The sequence below is a fragment of the Chryseobacterium sp. MHB01 genome (genome assembly GCF_034651565.1).
Taxonomy (GTDB): domain Bacteria; phylum Bacteroidota; class Bacteroidia; order Flavobacteriales; family Weeksellaceae; genus Chryseobacterium; species Chryseobacterium nepalense.
In genome coordinates this window covers 203,905-223,409 of the sequence record NZ_JAYEDA010000006.1, presented here as the reverse complement: position 1 = coordinate 223,409, position 19,505 = coordinate 203,905, and the positions used below count along the sequence as shown (strand labels likewise).

The 19,505-nt window shown below is 36.0% G+C and carries 10 protein-coding genes; 2 read left to right on the top strand and 8 right to left on the bottom strand.

Annotated elements, in window-relative coordinates; genetic code table 11:
• Positions 1 to 10 precede the first annotated feature (10 nt).
• The 3 genes from U9K52_RS11980 to U9K52_RS11970 form a co-directional block, all read right to left on the bottom strand.
• Positions 11 to 1,948, bottom strand: a complete 1,938-nt coding sequence (locus U9K52_RS11980) for a putative porin (RefSeq protein WP_322926681.1) — start codon at positions 1,946 to 1,948, stop codon at positions 11 to 13.
• Between the two features lie 122 nt (positions 1,949 to 2,070).
• Positions 2,071 to 3,633 carry a RagB/SusD family nutrient uptake outer membrane protein gene (locus U9K52_RS11975; protein WP_263601693.1) on the bottom strand — a complete coding sequence of 521 codons (1,563 nt, stop codon included), beginning with the start codon at positions 3,631 to 3,633 and terminating at the stop codon, positions 2,071 to 2,073.
• Positions 3,634 to 3,651: 18 nt separating this feature from the next.
• Positions 3,652 to 6,531 carry a SusC/RagA family TonB-linked outer membrane protein gene (locus U9K52_RS11970; protein ID WP_322926678.1) on the bottom strand — a complete coding sequence of 960 codons (2,880 nt, stop codon included), beginning with the start codon at positions 6,529 to 6,531 and terminating at the stop codon, positions 3,652 to 3,654.
• A 588-nt stretch (positions 6,532 to 7,119) separates the two neighbouring features.
• On the opposite strand from U9K52_RS11970, the gene U9K52_RS11965 reads away from it, so the two are divergent.
• A complete protein-coding gene (locus U9K52_RS11965) occupies positions 7,120 to 9,036 on the top strand; it encodes a S8 family serine peptidase (RefSeq protein ID WP_322926676.1) in 1,917 nt (638 codons plus the stop codon).
• A 271-nt stretch (positions 9,037 to 9,307) separates the two neighbouring features.
• Positions 9,308 to 9,505 carry a hypothetical protein gene (locus tag U9K52_RS11960; RefSeq protein ID WP_322926675.1) on the top strand — a complete coding sequence of 66 codons (198 nt, stop codon included), beginning with the start codon at positions 9,308 to 9,310 and terminating at the stop codon, positions 9,503 to 9,505.
• An 88-nt stretch (positions 9,506 to 9,593) separates the two neighbouring features.
• Here U9K52_RS11960 and U9K52_RS11955 read toward each other — a convergent pair whose 3' ends face one another.
• From U9K52_RS11955 to nusA, 5 genes are all read right to left on the bottom strand, one after another.
• On the bottom strand, positions 9,594 to 10,403 hold the full coding sequence (locus U9K52_RS11955) for a hypothetical protein (protein WP_322926674.1): 810 nt from the start codon (positions 10,401 to 10,403) through the stop codon (positions 9,594 to 9,596).
• A gap of 19 nt (positions 10,404 to 10,422) precedes the next feature.
• Positions 10,423 to 11,964, bottom strand: coding sequence for a RagB/SusD family nutrient uptake outer membrane protein (locus U9K52_RS11950; RefSeq protein ID WP_263601698.1), 1,542 nt, complete (start codon positions 11,962 to 11,964; stop codon positions 10,423 to 10,425).
• Between the two features lie 24 nt (positions 11,965 to 11,988).
• Complete coding sequence (locus U9K52_RS11945; RefSeq protein WP_263601699.1) at positions 11,989 to 14,862, bottom strand: SusC/RagA family TonB-linked outer membrane protein; 2,874 nt, start codon at positions 14,860 to 14,862, stop codon at positions 11,989 to 11,991.
• A 303-nt stretch (positions 14,863 to 15,165) separates the two neighbouring features.
• Positions 15,166 to 18,183: a translation initiation factor IF-2 gene (gene infB / locus U9K52_RS11940; RefSeq protein ID WP_263601700.1), complete on the bottom strand. Its 3,018-nt coding sequence runs from the start codon at positions 18,181 to 18,183 to the stop codon at positions 15,166 to 15,168.
• Between the two features lie 78 nt (positions 18,184 to 18,261).
• On the bottom strand, positions 18,262 to 19,497 hold the full coding sequence (gene nusA / locus U9K52_RS11935) for a transcription termination factor NusA (protein WP_248389991.1): 1,236 nt from the start codon (positions 19,495 to 19,497) through the stop codon (positions 18,262 to 18,264).
• Between the last annotated feature and the right edge of the window lie 8 nt (positions 19,498 to 19,505).

Genomic DNA, 19,505 nt, shown 5'->3' with positions numbered 1-19,505 from the left:
TGACTGAATTTTAGTTGAACAAATACCATACTATCCCGATATTCAACCTGAAATCATAAGTTGGATAACTTGGGAATGCATATGCTTTATTATGTGAAATTACGGTTCCTATTTGCTGGCCTTCGATGAAAAAGAACATTTTTTTAACTTTCATATTAAAATAAAGGTCAGCAATTGGCTGTCCACCAATCGAAAAAGAGCCTGCTCCCGGCAGAATATATTCATTAAGAATCGGGAAATATTCTCTGGACGCAAATTTTGAGAAATAATAGACTTTTATACCGGTCTGTATTTCGGCTGCATTTTTAAATGCTTTCGCCTGATAAAAGAAATTGGCACGTCCGATAAATCCCGGCAACGGCAGAAGATCTTTGTTTGTGAGCACGTTCTGGAACTGCAATCTTGTATTTAAATGAAAATTTCGGTAGCTGAATGTTGCATCACCTCCGATCTGGGAAATATTCACGGAGCTTCCGCTTTGCTTAGGCATCGCTGCCATATCAAAATAAGTGTAGTTTTCAATTCTGAAATAATTGGCAAATAATTCGGTTTTGAACCATTTCAGATTGAGACTTCCGCCGGCTTCCATTACCGTCTGGTTTTTTGCATCCTGAAAATAGTAATTGAAATTATTATAAATTGAAGTATTCAGAAGATAATTAAACGAGGGGTATGCTGTTTGAAAATTAAGTTTTGCATTAACAAAATAATCTTTTACCGGCTCGAATTTCAGACTGTTTGCCGTTCTCAGATAACTTCCAAACTGGGTTCCGTTGGAAAATTCCAAAAATGAATTGAGCTGAAATTTATCAAACAACCTGATCTGCAAATTTCCTACAGCCCCAATCCTGTTTTCTTTGATTTCCGTAGGAATTTCGAGCAAAGGCAGAACGACCTGGCTTGAACCTAACTTCAGCATTTGATACCGGACTCCCGCATCAAGCTTAAATTTTTCATTATCCCAAACCAAGCTTACTGTATTGCTGAAATTATCTGAATATTTTTTTGAAGACAAAGGACCGTCTGCAACAAGCTGTTGTGGCGCCTCATACCAAAATGCTTCCGGCGTGTTCTGGGTATAGTAGTACTTATTTCCCTGATGAGAAATGGTATGTCTAATTTTAAAAGGAATTTTCTCAGAATTAAAAGGGGCAAACTGATGCGTCAGATAATATCTGCGGTGCGAAAACTGAGAACTGGAGGATGCCAGATTTACCTGCATATTCTGTCTGTTTCTGGAGTCACTGTTGCCATTCTGGAAAAGGCTGTCTACTGCAATCCCCCCATTTTCCTGGTTATTAACATTCTGATGGAGATAATGGGCAAACAATTCATAATTTCCGCTTTTGGAAACATAGTGGCCGGTAAACAGGGTATTGTTATTGGAAGCCAGGGAGTTCCTATATACTCCCTGAGATCTTAACCCACTATATTCCAAAGAAAAATTAAATCTTTTCCCGATATTCTGAGTATAGGTAGATTTTAGAGCCGCCCCGTTTTTCATGGCATTATGGTAAATGAATGTTGCTGTGGGGGTTTTTACATCGTAATAGTGAATATCATTAATGCCCAGTATACCATAAGACTTGTTGGTTGGTAAAAGTGCCAGGTTTTGTTCAGCATTTAGCTCATAAGAGAGTGGGTTGAATCCCGCTCCAATATTAGCAACCTGAACTCTTCCGAAGTTGTCCCTGTTGTTGTATTGCGAAAAGATATAGGTTTTGTCAAAAGTCATTACCGTATCAAATACTTTTTTTTCTGCAAATTGTGTCTGATATAAATAATCATTGATGGTAGGCTTAAATATTTTTAGGGAATCTTTTGTTCCTGAATCAATGACCAGGGTATCTTCTCCATTCTTAGAAAGCTGGTTTGCATCGGTCTTATTTTTGACCTGAGCGTTTATGGTAAGGCTGAAGAAGAGTATGATTGAAAGTATATACTTCATGTGTTGATTTTTATACAAAAATGCAAGTGCAGATTTGGTAAGGCAAAAATAAGAAATAATGGGGAATAAAAAACCCGCACTTAAAGTACGGGTCAAAAAAGAATAATCGTATTAAAATGATATTAATAGCCGGGGTTTTGTTGGATATTGCTATTTGCATTTAACTCACCTTGAGGGATTGGCAATGCCCATTTATTATTGCCTGCAAAAGGAAAGTTTGCTGGGTCTGCGCCCGGAACATTCCAATATTGCGAACCATAATCTAGAATACTTCTATCAAATTGTGACACACCAGCTAATGAATAAAGACGTTTCAAATCAATAAATCTATGCCCTTCAAAAGCTAAATCCTTTCTACGCTCATCTAAAATAGCTTTGAAGGCTTGCGTTTGTGAAGTCGGTATCGGAACAACAGGAGCGGTGGTAAATCTATTATTAACAACTGTTTGTAATGCATTTTTAACGCCTGTAAAATCATTTGCATTGGCTCTTGCTTCTGCCTTTATAAAATACATTTCAGACAACCTTATCTGTATAAAATCCGGATTAAATCCGCTTGTTGCTGTACTGGCAGAAGCTCCTCCTGCTTTAAACGGAACTAAAATATCTGTATTTCTAATATCCGCAGAAGCGGTAGGATTAGCATCTATCAAAGAACCTAGCGTTGAGGTATTGGGTCTTACAATTATACCTAATCTCGCATCATTTGGCGTCGCTATTAAAAACTGATATAAACTTCTACTGACTTCATAGAAAGGTGAACCATTCCTAGCATTAGCAACAGAAACCCAACCATTATGAAGATTTGTAGCTTGAGAATTCTGTTGAGCAGTTCTTCTTAATTTAAATATCACTTCTGTATTACCACTGGAAGTGTTTGTATGATAAACAGTAGTTAACTGAGCAGCTGTAGCTAAACTAATTCCGGATGAACTAATAACCTGATCTGCCCAGATTTCTGCATTTGTATAATCGCCTTTATAGGCATAAGCCCTAGCTTTTAAAGCTCTAGCTAAATTTGCAGATGGATACCACGAAGCATTAGAATATGCTGTAGCAGTATTTGTTGAATAAATTGAAAGTGCAGTATTTAAATCTGAGTGTATTAAAGAATAGAATTGAGCGTTAGTAGCCCTGTTTGGAGTTTCGGTGGTGGCAATCACTTTGTCCGCTAAAATACCAGCTAAAGCATTGTCATCTTTTAGATTAGGAGAAAAATATGCCATAATTTTAAGATGCGCCAATGCTCTTAATACATAAGCTTCAGCCTTGCTTCTATTTAAAACCTGTTGATCAGCCGCAGATAAAGCTACCACTTTATCCACATTTTCAATTACTCTATTAACTCTTGCCAGTGCAAAATAGTTTGCATCCCATATATTATCTGGTGCAGATGAAGATGGATTTAAAGCAAAAACAAAATATCCATCAGAACCAGTCCTTCCTTGCCCTCCATTATTGGAACCTAATGCAGCTTCATCCGTAAAAATTGAAACGAAAGAATATTCATCTCGATTCATCATCAAGTTCATGGAAGAATTAATTAACCTTTGCACATCCGTACTGCTCTGTATTGCTACATCTTCTGTAACAGCTCCTGGTGTAAATGGTTCAAGTTTATCATCAGTTGCACAAGAATTTAAACCAATGATGGTTATTGAAATATAAAAAAATATCTTTTTCATCTTATTTAATTAATATTATTAAAATTTAACATCAAATCCCAAAGTGAATAATCTTGCAGTAGGATATTGATAATAATCTGATAATCTAGAGCTTTCAGGATCATAGCCTTTCCATTTAGTGATATTAAATAGATTCTCTCCCTGTAACGTGATACTCATATCTTTTATAAAGGTTCCCGAAAGAAAAGATTTTGGTAATCTGTACCCTATTTGAGCATTTCTAAGTCGTATATAAGATGCATCTCTTAAAAATCTATCAGAATTAGCAGCAGCAGCATAGTTTGTTGCATTTAGTGAGGGTATATCTGTAATTTGCCCAGGTGTAGTCCATGCATTTTGTAAATCAGTACCTACAACATATTGCCCAATATTACCCACATCATATAGATTCTCTTCATCAACATCAAATCTCCAAACTTTAAATGCGTATGTAAATGTTGTGGATGCAAAAAAACCTTTATAACTTACGTCAAATCCGAAGCCACCAGTATAGCGAGGATATCTGTTTTTACCTTGTGCAGATCTGTCGGATGCTAATGGATTTTCTGTAACATTGCCATTAATATCTTTAAATAACAAATTTCCATTTGTTGAATTAACACCTACATAATTATATACAAATGGCTCGTATAAAGACCCCCCATTTTGAGTTACGTATGTATAACCTGCACCATCAGTAAAGAATAACTTACCATCATTTGCCACAATACCATCTACGACATTCTTATTATAAGCCCCATTTCCTCGTAATGTTAAAGTAAAATCATTATTCTTAATCAGATCATACGCTATGTTTATCTCATATCCTTTGTTAGTAATTGTAGCTTCCGAATTTCTTGTTAATACACTATTACCAGATGCAGAAGTAATAGGAGCATCAATAAAGAGCTTTTCAGTCTTTCTATTATAATATTCAAATGTCCCTCTCAATCTATTCTTCAACAATTCAAAATCTAATCCTATATTATACTGCTTTGTAGGTTCCCATTGCAAATCCGGATATCCTAAGTTCAAAGCATATCCTTGTCCCCCATTGTATGTATTATTTGTAATTGCATAGGTATCTAGATAAGCAGGAGGAATCAATCCTGCATAAATTGTTCCGTCTACAAGTCTCTCATTTCCAGTAACTCCATAAGAACCTCTTATTTTCAAAAGGTTTATCCAGTCAACCTCCTTCATAAAAGATTCCTCATTAATATTCCATCTTGCCCCAACAGACCAAAAAGTACCCCATTGTTTGCTATCACTAAATCTATTGGATCCATCTCTTCTAATAGTAGCCATCAAGCCATATTTGCCGGCAAAATCATAATCTGCAATTGCAAAGTATGAAATAAGTGTCCTTCTTAACCTTGTGGCTGTTGTTGTGGGACCATAAAAATCATTTGCAGTAACATCCGCAACATAGCCTGCTCCAGTATTTGGAATAAATGTTTTTGGATCTAATCCTCTTTGTCTTGTATTATTTGCTTCAACAGTAGAGTAGTTATATTCAAAATTACCACTAACACCAATCGTATGATCTCCTAATTTTTTGTTATAGTCTAACTGCCATAGATTATTATAAATGAATTCTCTTCTATTATTAATATCTTCAAATCCGTTAAAATTTCCCCCTTTAGTAGAAGATATACCTGGCGTAGAGGAAAATAACAATCCATTAAAAGAATCTGGGTATTCAGACTGATAGAATCTAGTACTTAAATATTGTCCATTTAATCTTGTTCTAAGTACTAAATCTTTCATTATATCATATGAAAACTCTGTTGCTACATCTACTCTTGTTTCATCAGTTAGGTTATCATAAGTATTTAATTTATCTATCAGCATAAAAGGTGTTGCTGATAATCCTGGCGAATTATTATAGAAATCATAGGTCCATTCAGAACCTGCATAATCATTTGGATTTAAATATGGAGCCCCTAGAAATGCACCCGTTACATAATTTCTGTTAATTGCTCCAGATCCTAAACTTGTTGCTTCGTTATTTTTAGAAAAACCAACTGAAGTATTAATCTGATATCTAAAACGATTATCTATTGATTTTCCATTGATATTATTTCTTACCGTAAACCTTTTAAGACCTGTCGTTCTCAAAATACCATCCTGTTCCAAATAACCTAATGAAGTGTATGAATTTATTTTTTCACCTGAGCTCTGAATAGCTAAATCATGTGATTGCATTATAGAAGGTCTGAAAAAGTATTTAACCCAATCCGTATCAATATTCCAAGAATTAATTTCCGCATCTGTTAAGCTTGCACCCAATCCTGCTCCAAATTGTTGCTCTATTTTAAGTAACTCTTTTGCATTCATGTAACTATATTTCGGCTGTTGCATAAATCCAACGCCAAATTGATTAGTATACCTAAAACTGGTTTTACCTTCTCCAAATCTTCCTTTTTTTGTTTTAATAACAATAACTCCGTTTGTACCCCTATTTCCATATTGAGAAATTGCAATAGCATCTTTCAAAACTTCTAAACTTTCAATATCATTAGAGTTAATTGATCTAAAATTATCACTGTTGGAAGGAAAACCATCTATTACATATAGTGGATCACTACTTCCATTATAAGTAGCAACCCCTCTTATTACAACTGCAGGCTTTGCACCGGGTTGACCAGAACTTGCCGTAATATTAACTCCTGCTAGTTGCCCTTGTACAACATTTAAAAGATTCGGATTGGGTCTTTTTTCAATAGTTTCGTTCGTAACAGCTGAAACAGCTGAAACAGCTTTCTTCTTTGTTGTTTGTTTGTAGCCCACAATCACAACCTCGTCAATTTGTTTTTCTTGGGGGATAGTATCCTTTTTAGTTTTTTGCGCCAAAAGCATCTGCCCTCCTATAAAGGACAAAACACCTGCACTTAATACACGTAATTTCACATTCATATTAACAAATTTTAATATTTAATGGGACAAATATGTTAATAAATATTAAAATCACCAAACCAAATAAAGTTACAACTAATTGAATTACAGTATTTTAAATTAACCTAAATACAATGTTTTAATTCAAAATATCAACCCATAATAATTTTTTAAGAAAAAAATTTTCATGAAAAAAAATTATGAGTGTACTAATTTTTAGGAAAAAAATTATTTAGAATAATTCTAAATTTAAAATAGCTATTAAAATCCATATAATATCTTCAATTGAAATCAGAGAAATTTATACGGATCTAAAAATAATCTCAGCCATATTAAAACTTTACTTCAATATTTTTCGTAAATGAAATTGTTATAATATGCTTGCCTATCTATATATGAGAAAATTATTTAGCATTAGATATCGCTTGCATTTTATAATAGAAGAATAATTATCAGTTTTCATTACAATAATATTTATTGCCATGTAAAATCGAAATCAATTAACAGATTGCTATCTATAAAATAATATATACGCATATTTTTAAAAAAACTGTAAAATATATTCATAATTTATTATATATTAGCTCATTTAATTTAATTTCATAATCTATGAAAAGTAGAAAACTATTATTTGCTTATGTATTTTCCTCAGCATCGTTCTTTTTAGTACATGCTCAAAGTACAGAAGATCGAGAAAAAATTGCAACTTATTCTAATAAAGAGGCTAATGCCCTATTAGAGAAAAAAATAAAAGATGAGAAAATTCAGCGTGATCTTAGACTGTCTCGGTATTTAAGTCAAAATCCCGGATTTTCAAAAAAAATCAGTCTGCCTAATGATGGAATCAAAGAACTGATTGATGTTTTACCAAATGGAGAATTGATTTACGCTCAAACAGATAATTCAGGCGCCGCCACTACAGCCAGAGCTACCAGGCTTTATAACGGAGGAAGCCTTGGAATTAACATTCAAGGACAGAATATGGTTGCAGGAGTTTGGGACGGAGGAAGCGCTCGCACTACCCATCAGGAGTTCGTGGTAGGTGGAAATTCAAAGCTTATTAATATGGATGGCGCTGCTATGGCAAATCATGCCACTCACGTTACCGGGACAATTTGCGCACAGGGTATCGTTGCTGATGTTCGCGGAATAGCATTCAATGCTTCAGTTCGTAATTATGACTGGGATAATGATTTTGCCGAAATCCTTTCCGAAGCTTCTGGTGGCCTGTTGGTTTCCAACCATTCGTATGGTACTGGTTCTTTGGGTAGTTTATGGTTCTTTGGTGCTTATGATTCCAGAGCTCGAACTTTTGATGAAATCTGTTTTAACAATCCTTATTATCTTCCGGTAGTTTCAGCAGGAAACAGCCGAAACGAAATTGATGCTCCGGCATCGACACAGCTTGGAATTAAAGGAGGATATGATATGATATTCGGACATGGAAATGCAAAAAATGTTATGACTGTTGCGGCAGTTGGGCAAGTATCAAATTATGTTAATGCAACCAGTGTTATCATGTCCACTTTTAGCAGCTATGGACCATCAGATGATGGAAGAATAAAGCCGGATATCTCCATGAAAGGAGTTAATGTGGCTTCTACTCTTTTTACATCAGATACAGCTCTAGGATACATGTCTGGAACGTCTATGGCATCTCCCGGAGTAACAGGCGTTGTATTATTATTACAACAATATTATAATCAACTGTATTCAAGCTATATGAAATCTGCTACCGTAAAAGGGCTGATCTTGCACACTGCAGACGAAGCAGGAGCATGGCAAGGGCCAGATTATGAGTATGGATGGGGCTTAATAAATGCAGAAAGAGCAGCAATTGCCATACGAGACAAAAACTCTACCACTTCTACAAAAAGTGTAATAGAAGAACTTTCTCTAAACAACGGGGCTACTTATACCAAAAGCATCACAGCAAGTGGCACAGGCCCATTAAAGGTTTCCATATCCTGGACAGATCCTCAATCAACGTTGATTAATACAAACACTGTGGATCCAACTACAAAATACCTGGTAAATGACTTGGATATAAAAATTACTAAAGACGGTGTTACCTATTATCCTTGGAAAATGCAGGGGATGTCTGCACCTTCGGACGTTGCGACCAACACCGGTACTAATAACGCCGATAATTTCGAGAGAATTGATATTAACAATCCATCAGGAACCTATACCATCACGGTTACCCACAAAGGTAGTCTGGTAAATGGAAGTCAGAATTTTTCTTTAATTGCAACGGCACCTACCCTTTCTACCTTAGGGACTGGTGAAGTTAAAGAAGGTGAAAAAGTGAACTTTTATCCAAATCCGGCCAAAGATTACATTTACATCAATGAAAAGGAAAACAACATAATGGTAACTATCCATGATATTTCCGGAAAAATTATATCAAGATCTGCTTTGGTAAACAATAAACTAAACATCAGCAGTTTAACAACCGGAAATTATATTGTTACGTATACTACTAAAAACGGAACAAAGAAAAGTTTCAAATTCATAAAAGAATAAAAAGAAATAATTTTCTTTTAAAAAGACTGTCTCTTTCGGACAGTCTTTTTTTTGTGACAAACATCATTGCACTATAGTTCTGTTTAATATGTTATACAGACCCAAATAATGGATCAGTATACTTATCTATGTCTTATCTATAGAGATCAGTTTAAGCAGTTAAAAAAGAGCCAAAAGTCATACAACTTATGATAAATACCTGGATCAATATTATTATAAGAATGTTTTATAGAAGCTCTAAATGCATTTAATATAGATTAAATTTAGGTATATGTGCTGGAAGGATTTTATACATATTCAGCTGATCAGAAGGAAGGATAATTCATTTTATAGAACCGTAATGTACTATAAAATATTTACACCTGTACAGAAAAATTACACATACACAAATTCAACAGATTACGAAGCTATTAAATCAGTCATCTACAGCATGGGACAAATGTTTGTAACGGGAGAATATGTAAATTAAAGGCTTTTAAACAAAAAAAAATCATTCCCGGACAAGCCGGGAATGATTTCTAAATTATATTATTTACCTAATTAATTAGGAACAAATTTTACAATCCTGAAAATTTCTCTGTTTGGTTACCATAAGATCCAACTCCTTGGATATAGTAATTAATATACAATGTCATCTGTCTTGTACAAGGATTGAATGTAGAAACCTGTGTAGCATCAGTAGATGGTTTTGCAAATATATATCCGTTATACTGTGGAACAAGATATCCTGTACTTTGATCCGGAACGGAAACAACATACGTAGTTGGATTATAGTTTAGTACTAAATCGATTCCGAAATCCCAGAAATCTTTAACCAAAAGCTGGTTAGCCACTGCCGGATTTTCTACAATCTCATATGCTCCACCAGGTCCTGCATTCCACCATGTTGCCGTATTTGAGAAATCTCCAACGAAATAAGAGATAGGACAAGTTAATGAAACATTTAATGTAAATTCATTATTAAATGCTGCAACTGGAAGAGATGAAGATTCTAGTCTGAAAACAGCTTTCTTACCACTCTGAGTTGCTCCTGTTTCTAAAAGTTTAACAACGAATTTACCCATTGTTTCACCGTTAGAAATCTCATCAGTTCCATTTACAATCTGGAAGTCTGTTCCTAATACTGCAGTTGATTTAGACTGATCAAATACCAGTTTTACCTGATGGCTTCCTTCAACACCTTTAAGAACCCCGTAGTTAATATCATAGTTTAATGAATTAGTCCCTGCTACTACGAAAGCACTTGAACTTGTTCCTTTATTAAACTGTACAAATGAATCTCCGTCATAGTACATCTCTTCTTCTTCTTTACAAGAAGCAAAAAGGACTGCTATAAAAAGAAATATTATTTTTGAAAGATTTTTCATAACATTATTATTTTAAAGATTAATACCCAGGGTTTTGCTGAATAGATGGATTACCTAAAATTTCAGCAGACGGGATAGGCAATGTAAATCTGTAGTCTGTGATATTTAAAGTAAGTGGAGTATTAGGATTGAAATCGTCATTAGCATTTCTATCAATACTTACACCTGCTTCACCTCCAAGTCTTTTTAAGTCAATATAACGGTGACCTTCAAAAGCAAGTTCTGCACGTCTTTCTGTTAAGATATCTCTAAGAGCATCTGTTTTTGTAGCATATACCGGAAGTGGTGCAGTAGTATTAAATCTTCTTGCATCTCTTACCGCTTTGATGTAATTAGCAGCTGCTACATAACCCGCAGGAGTCTGTGCTTCACATTCAGCAAGGATAAAATACATTTCTGATAATCTGAACACTTTAATATCGTTTCTCAAAGGAGCGTTCGTTTTACCAGGATATTTGTCAATAATATAAACTCCTTGCGCAGGTACTGATGTAGGATCAATAAACGCATATCTTCTGATATCAGCTGAAGTTCCGGCAATTGCAGGGTTTGGTACATTAAGTACATTGAATAAATTTAATCCTACAGTCCATAGTGGAGAACCTGATAAGTTCGTAGTATTGGTAGTATAAATACCAGCAATATTACCTCCAGTTCCGTTTACCGGTCTGCTTAACGTGAATAGATTTTCACCGTTATTAAGATCTGCCCACAATCTTCTGTATGGGTTGGTAGGAGCAGCTGCATAAAATGCAGTATTCCATGTTGCACTTCCCGGAGTTCCAGTTGGTACCGGCGTAGAAGTTGTTAATGACACCCCTGAAGTAGACAATACATTTTGAGCATATTGTTTAGCCAATGTATAGTTCTTTCTGTATAAATACATTCTTGCTCTGATCGCATTAACCAATGTTTTGCTTACAAAGAAAGGGAAATTGTGTGATGAAGGTGGTGCTAAATTAGCTTCAGCAAACTGTAAGTCACCTTCAACAAAAGACCAGATAGCACCATTATTGCTTCTTGGTAACTGCTCCTGAATTTGAGGAACTCTGTCGATTAAAATTACCCCTGTAGCATTATTATCAGCCATATTTGGAGAGAAATAAGTCTCAAGGTTCAAATAAGCAAGCGCTCTGATTGTTCTTGCTTCTGCAAGGATGTTATTATACTGAGCCGTTTCTGAAGCAGCAGGAGTAATCTTCTGAGCAGCTTCTATTAAACGGTTTACTCTGTTGATACTTGTATAATTTTGTTGCCAGATAGCTGTTGCATATCCATCTCCCGGAGTCAATACATATCTGTAAAGTCCCTGATCCTGCCCTGTATTACTAGGTCCTACTTTTAATTCGTCTGTGAAAACAGAAGAAAATTTAATCTGGTTTGTGATATCCACACTCGTATATACTGATCCCAGTAAATACTTCTCCAGATCTCCTGTAGTTTTAAAAACAGTCGCATCATTAAGCTCCCCTTCCTGTACAATGTCAATAGCATCTTTACATGATACTAAAACAGTGCAAGCGAAACATACTGTTAAAAATTTATAAAAAATATTTTTCATTTTAATTTTATTAATTACTGTTAATTAAAAGTCAATATTAGCTCCTAAAGAAACGGTTTTCATGTTAGGATAAACTGACGTTGAAGTTGCGAAAGTTGGTTCCGGATCAAATCCTTTCCATTTTGTAAGTGTTAACAAGTTTTCAGCCTGTAAGAATACTCTAACCCCTCTGATTCCGCTGTTAGTAAACATTTCACTAGGAACTTTGTAGCCTAACACAACATTTTTCAATCTAACAAATGAAGCATCCTTCAAGAATCTGTCTGAGTTTCCGTTATAAGCAAAGTTTGTTGCAAATAAAGAAGGTACATTTGTATTGGTGTTTGTAGCTGTCCAAGCATTCAATAGATCTCTGGATACGTTATATCCGTCAACAGTAGTTGCATCGTATACATAGTCTAACTGGTTGTCATACTTGTATGCTCCCTGCTGATAAGAGAAGTGTACGTCTAAAGTAAATCCTTTATAAGATGAATTTACACCGAAACCTCCGATCCATTTTGGTAAGTAGTTTTTACCGGTTGCTCTTGCATCTCTGTTGATATCAGGAGTTTCAGTAACGTTCCCGTTGATATCTAAGAACAATAAGTTACCATTACTTTGGTTTACCCCTACGTAAGGAACCATATACCACTCGCTAAGTTGTCCTCCTACTACGTTTCTTAGACTTCCTGTAGTGTCATCTTTTAACAAATCAGTAAATTTACTCTTGTTATATGCAGTGTTAGCATATACTGACAATTTGAAATCTGAGTTTCTTAATAAATGATATTTTACACTGAATTCAACCCCTTCGTTTTGAAGTTTACCGTTATTACCGTTGATAGAATATAAACTGGTAATGGCAGAAATATTAATTGGGTTGAAAAGCTTATCAGTCATTTTCTTATAGTAATCTACACTACCTTCCAATCTTCTGTTTAAGAACATGTAATCTAAACCAACGTTGAACTGGCTGATTTCTTCCCACTGGATATCAGGGTTTGCAATTGTTCCTGTGTAGTATACGGCATTAACGTTGTTATATCCTAAACCAATTGTATTTGTATCTCTAACAAGGTTAGTTCCAACAAGTAATGGGTTTGATCCATAAGTAGCAGCAACTACGTTAGCATTACCGTTGGTACCGTAAGAAGCTCTTAACTTCAACATATCGATATTAGAACCTTGCATGAAGTTTTCTTTATCAATATTCCAACGTCCTGCTACTGACCAGAAAGTTGCCCATTTGTTATCTCCTACGAAACGGTAGCTACCATCTCTTCTTACTGTTCCGGATACACCATACTTGCTTGCATAGTCATAATCAAAAGTACCAAAATACGCCAAGGCTCCGGCAGTGATTTTAGAAGCACTGTTAGAAGGATTGTAAATATTTGGTGTCGCAGGGTTAAATGCTACCCAACCTGTACCGGCTCCAAATGACCAGTTTAGTGGGTTTAATCCGTTCTGACGTAAAGAAGTTGCTTCATAGTGAACCTTCATGTAATCTAAATAAGCACCTACTTCAAACGTATGATCTCCGAATGCCTTTTTATAATTCAAATTGGTAATTGAACTGATCGTGAAGTCTGTTGATTTGATGTTATCTTCAACCCCACCGAATTCAGTACCGTTACTGTTTGCAACAACTAATGCCAGGTAAGACCAAGGAGCTCTTGCGAAAATTCTCTGGTTATACTTGTAATCAACCCCTGTTCTGTTACTAACTGTTAAATCATCAGTTAATTTATAAGATACTGAAGCGTTGGTTATAATGCTGGTTTCTGTAAGCTTATTTGGAAGCGTACCTTTCAAGATATCCTGTAAAACGTATACGTTGTTACCGTTGCTGAAGTCTGATCCAATGTTATTCAAAAGATCCTGACCATTAGCATAAAGACCCGGCGCCAACGTCGGCAATCCTACGATAGAACCTAATAACGGGTTCTGGATTACGTTAGAAGTAATATCTGTTCTTGTTTCTTCTTCCAACTGATGTCTTCTTGAATATCCTAAACCGATATTTACTGAGTAATTAAATCTGTTATCTTTTGATTTACCCATTAAGTTGTTTCTTAATGTAAATCTTTGGAAATCAGTTGTAGGTACAATACCATCCTGCTGCATGTATCCAACAGATGTATAGTTGCTCAGGTTTTGTCCTCCTGCAGAGATCTGAACGTCATGACTCTGAGTAATACCTGTTCTGAAGAACTGTTTTCTCCAGTTGGTGTTGATTCCGTAATTAGCAATCTCTTGAGGCGTCATACCGGCACCCATTCCGATTCCTGCACGATTCTGAATCGTTAGCAACTCCTGAGAGCTTGCCATATCGTATTTTGTCTGCGGCAGGAAGCTTGTTCCAATAGTTGTATTATATGAAATATCGAATCTGCTTCCGTATCTTCCTCTTTTAGTATTGATAATAACTACCCCATTCGCACCTCTGTTACCATAGATTGATGTTGCAGCAGCATCTTTAAGAACAGAAGAACTCTCAATATCATTAGGGTTTAAGTTACGGAATTGAGTTGCATTGGAAATCATACCATCAATAACATATAATGGATCAGATTGAGATGTAATAGAACTTACCCCTCTAATAATAAGGTCCATTTTTGCAGAACCCGGAGATCCTGAAGTAGAGCTTACACTAAGACCAGCAACCTCCCCCTGCATTGATTGTAGAAAAGAAACATTGGGTCTGTTTTCCAATCTTTCTCCAGAAATCGTTACCGTAGCGGTTGAGTTTAGTGGTTTAGTTTGTGTTTTACTATACCCTAATACTACTACTTCTTCAATATCCGAAGTCCTTGGAACAGTATCAGTTACCTTTTTGGTTGATTGTGCCATTGTTAGTTGCCCTCCTATGAAGAACAATACTCCTGCACTTAGCACTTTTAGTTTACCATTCATTATTAACAATATTTATATTATGGTTGCAAATATGTTAATAAATTTTAACAACTGCAATATTTTAATATTTAATATTTTTTTTAAATATCTTTACATATATCGCAAAGATAACAACTTATTAACACAAATGATAATAATACATAATTGATTACCGATTAAAAATAAATGAACATTATTATAATGGAATTTAACACATCCAGGATAAGAGAAATAAAATTATTTAGAACTATTCTAAATTTTATTTAACATAAAAAAAGCCCGCTCTTTTTCAAAAGCGGGCTTTTTATCTCTATTGGGTGATTTTTATTTTAGCTTCTTTTTAACAGCTACTTCTTCGTAAACCTCCAGAATATCACCGGTTTCTATGTCATTATATCCTTTAAGATTTAATCCACATTCGTATCCTTTTGTGACTTCTTTCACATCGTCCTTGAAACGTTTTAAACTTTCAAGCTCACCATCGAATTTCACAATACCATCTCTCAGTAAACGTACTTTGGACTGTCTCGTAACTTTTCCTGTAAGAACCATACATCCTGCAATAGTTCCCACTTTGGAAATTTTGAATACTTCACGTATTTCTACATTACCGATTACCTGCTCCTGAATTTCCGGAGAAAGCATTCCTTCCATTGCTTCTTTTACCTCATCGATAGCTTTATAGATTACAGAATAGGTTCTGATCTCGATTTCTTCTCTGTCTGCAAGATCTTTGGCATTAGCACCGGCTCTTACGTTGAATCCGATAATAATCGCATCAGATGCTGCCGCTAAGTTAATATCAGATTCTGTGATCTGACCAACCCCTGAGTGAAGAATTTTAACACTGATCTCTTCTGTAGATAATCTCTGTAACTGGTCAGAAAGTGCTTCTACCGAACCGTCCACATCACCTTTAAGGATAATATTCAATTCTTTGAATTCTCCTAGAGCAATACGTCTGCCTAATTCTTCAAGAGTCGTATGTTTTTTAGTTCTGATTGATAGTTCTCTCTGTAGTTGTTCTCTCTTGTTGGCAATTGCTTTACCCTCACTTTCATCAGCATAAACCCGGAATTTATCACCTGCTGTAGGTGCTCCATCCAGACCTAAAATAGTTGCCGGAATGGAAGGACCTGCTTCAGAAAGATTTTTACCCCTTTCATCAAGCAAAGCTTTTACTTTACCGTGATTTTTACCTGCAACTACATAATCTCCAACTCTTAAAGTTCCGGTTTGCACCAACATCGTTGCCACATAACCTCTACCCTTATCAAGAGAAGCTTCAATAACAACTCCGTTTGCAGAACGATCAGGATTTGCTTTTAATTCAAGTAATTCGGCCTGTAATAAAACTTTCTCAAGCAATACATCCACATTGTTACCAAATTTAGCTGAAATTTCCTGTGCCTGAACATTTCCCCCCCATTCTTCTACCAGGATATTCATCCCCGAAAGCTGCTGACGGATATTATCAGGATTTGCATTCGGCTTATCAACTTTGTTGATGGCAATAATCATTGGCACCCCTGCAGCCTGTGCATGGGAGATTGCTTCTTTTGTCTGAGGCATTACATCATCATCAGCAGCAATTACGATAATTGCAATATCAGTAACCTGTGCACCTCTCGCTCTCATCGCCGTAAACGCTTCGTGACCCGGTGTATCTAAGAATGTAATTCTTTGTCCGTTTTCCAGTTTCACATTATAAGCACCGATGTGCTGTGTAATTCCTCCGGATTCACCGGCAATTACGTTGGTTTTTCTGATATAGTCAAGTAAAGATGTTTTACCGTGGTCAACGTGACCCATTACGGTTACAATCGGAGCTCTTGGAAGAAGATCTTCTTCAGAGTCGATTTCCTCTTCTGCATCAGATTCTCCAAGATCAGCATCTGAGAATTCAATTTTATAACCGAATTCGTCTGCTACTAATAATAAGGTATCAGCTTCCAGTCTCTGGTTCATCGTAACCATAACTCCTAATGAGAAACATGCAGAGATTACTTCTGTAGGAGACACGTTCATTAAACTTGCCAATTCACCAACCGTGATGAATTCAGTTACCTTTAATGTTCTGTCTGCTGCATCAATTTCCTGCTGACGTTCGTCCTGCTCTCTACGGAAGTTCCTTTTATCTTTTCTGTGTTTTGCAGATTTGGATTTACCTCCTTTATTCGTAAGTTTTTCAAGGGTTTCCTTGATTTGGTTTTTTACTTGTTCGTCAGTTAATTCAACAGGCATCGTTCTTTGACCAGGTCTGTTTCCGCCTTGTCCGCCTCTGTTGAATCCACCTCTGTTTCCTCCTTGGCCGCCTTGTCCTTGAGGACGGTTTTGACCACCTTGATTATTGTTTCCAAAACGGTTTCCACCTTGGCCACCTTGTCCCTGAGGACGGTTTCCTTGTCCGCCACCCTGGTTATTGTTTCCAAAACGGTTACCGCCTTGTCCACCCTGACCCTGGTTACGGTTTCCACCTTGACCCTGGCCTTGTCCTTGCGGACGGTTTCCCTGACCCTGGTTATTACCTCCCTGTTGGTTATTGTTTCCACCTTGTGGGTTTTGTCCCGGCTTCTCAATTCTTTTTCTCTTCTTTTTAGCACCTGCGCCTTGTTTAGGAGCAAACTGCGTTAAGTCGATTTTTTCCCCAACGATTTTAGGTCCGTCAAGCTTTTGGTAAACGGTTTCAATTTTTTGAGGTTCCTGGGATTCCTCCTCTGCTTTTGCAGGTTCTGTAGGTTTTTCCTGAACTGGTTTTTCTACAGGCTTTTCAGCAACAGGTTGCGGAACTTCTTTTACAGGTTCTGCAGGTTTAGCTACAGGTTTTTCCTCTTCTTTTTTATCTTCTGTTTTCGGTTTGTCTTTTTTCACGGGTCTGTTTCGGGACTCGATCTGAGACAAATCTATTTTATCCAGAACTTTGAATTCCTGCTTTTCAGGTGTTGCTTTAACTTCAGGAGCAACTTCTTTTTTCTCTTCAGCCACAGGTTCCGGCTTTGGAGCAGGAGTTTCTTCCACTTCAGGTTTTTTAGCCTCTAAGTCTATTTTCCCTAAAATTTTAGTTTCCGGTTTATTAGCTTTAGCTCTTATTACTTCAGGGGTTTTCTTTTCTTCAATTTCCAGTTTTTCTTCCGGAACTTTTGTGATCACCACCTCATGGGAAGCCTTGCGCTGTTCGCCGTCCTTGGCAAACTCAGCCTCCAATGCAGAATATGCCGCTTCTTCTAATTGAGCGTTAGGATTGCTTTCAACCTCAATGCCTTTTGACTGTAAAAATTCTACTAATCTGGACATGGAAATGTTGAATTCCTTAACCGCTTTATTTAATCTAATTTTTGGCATCTATATTATTTACTGTTTTTTAATTCTTAAAATTAAAGTATTTCTTTTTTACTGTTTATTAAAATTTATTTACAAATCTTAATCTTCAAATTCTTCTCTCAGAATACGTTTCACTTCTTCAATGGTTTCCTCCTCAAGATCTACCATATTCAATAAACTTTCAGTTTCTTTATCCAAAACCGATTTTGCAGTGGTAAGACCCACTTTCTTGAATTCATCAATAATCCACTGATCAATATCGTCATTGAATTCTTTCAGTTCAACATCATCATCTTCACTGGCTTCTCTGTGTACATCGATCTCATAACCTGTCAGCCAAGAAGCAAGTCTGATATTCTGACCTTGTTTTCCGATTACTTTGGAAATCTCTTCAACCGGAGTGTATACTAACGCATACTGTTGTTCCTCGTTGATGTCAATTTTATTGATGGTAACATTTCCTAAAGCTCTCTTTACCAAAATTTCAGGGTTTTTAGACCACTGGATCACATCGATATTTTCATTTCTCAATTCTCTTACCACACCGTGAATTCTTGATCCCTTCACCCCTACACAAGCTCCTACCGGATCAATTCTGTCGTCGTAAGCATCTACTGCAATTTTTGCTTTCTCACCAGGAATTCTCACTACTTTTTTCAAAATAATCGTTCCGTCCTGGATTTCAGGAATTTCCAGTTCTAATAATTTCTCAAGAAATTTAGGTGCAGTTCTGGAAATAATAATCTGTGGTTTTGACCCTTTGAAATCTACTGTTTCTACAATAGCTCTGATATTTTCTCCTTTTTTAAAGAAATCGGAAGGAATCTGATTTTCTTTGGGAAGTATAAATTCATTTCCTTCATCATCAAGCAGAATTACGTGCTTGTGGCGAATATGGTGAATTTCTCCTACAACAATCTCTCCGATTCTGTCTTTGAACTGCTCATACAGCATAGCATTGTTGTGCTCCTGCAATTTCGTAGCCAAAATCTGCTTCAGGGTAAGAATATTTCTTCTTCCCAGCTGTGCAACAGGAATTTCCATGGTAAAATCTTCCCCTACTTCAAATGTTGGATCGATCTTTTTAGCTTCGGAAATTTCTATTTCAAGATCATCGTCTTCAGACATCTCGTCTTCTACAATGGTTTTATTTAAAAATATCTGAAAATCTCCTTTATCAGGATTCACAATCACATCAAAATGATCATCCGAATCGTATCTCTTTCTTAAAAGAGTTTTCAGTGAATCTTCAATAATTGCCATAAGATCAATCTTACTGATTCCCTTTTCGTCTTTAAAATCACCAAAGGATTCAATCAACGCTATATTGTCCATGTATTCTT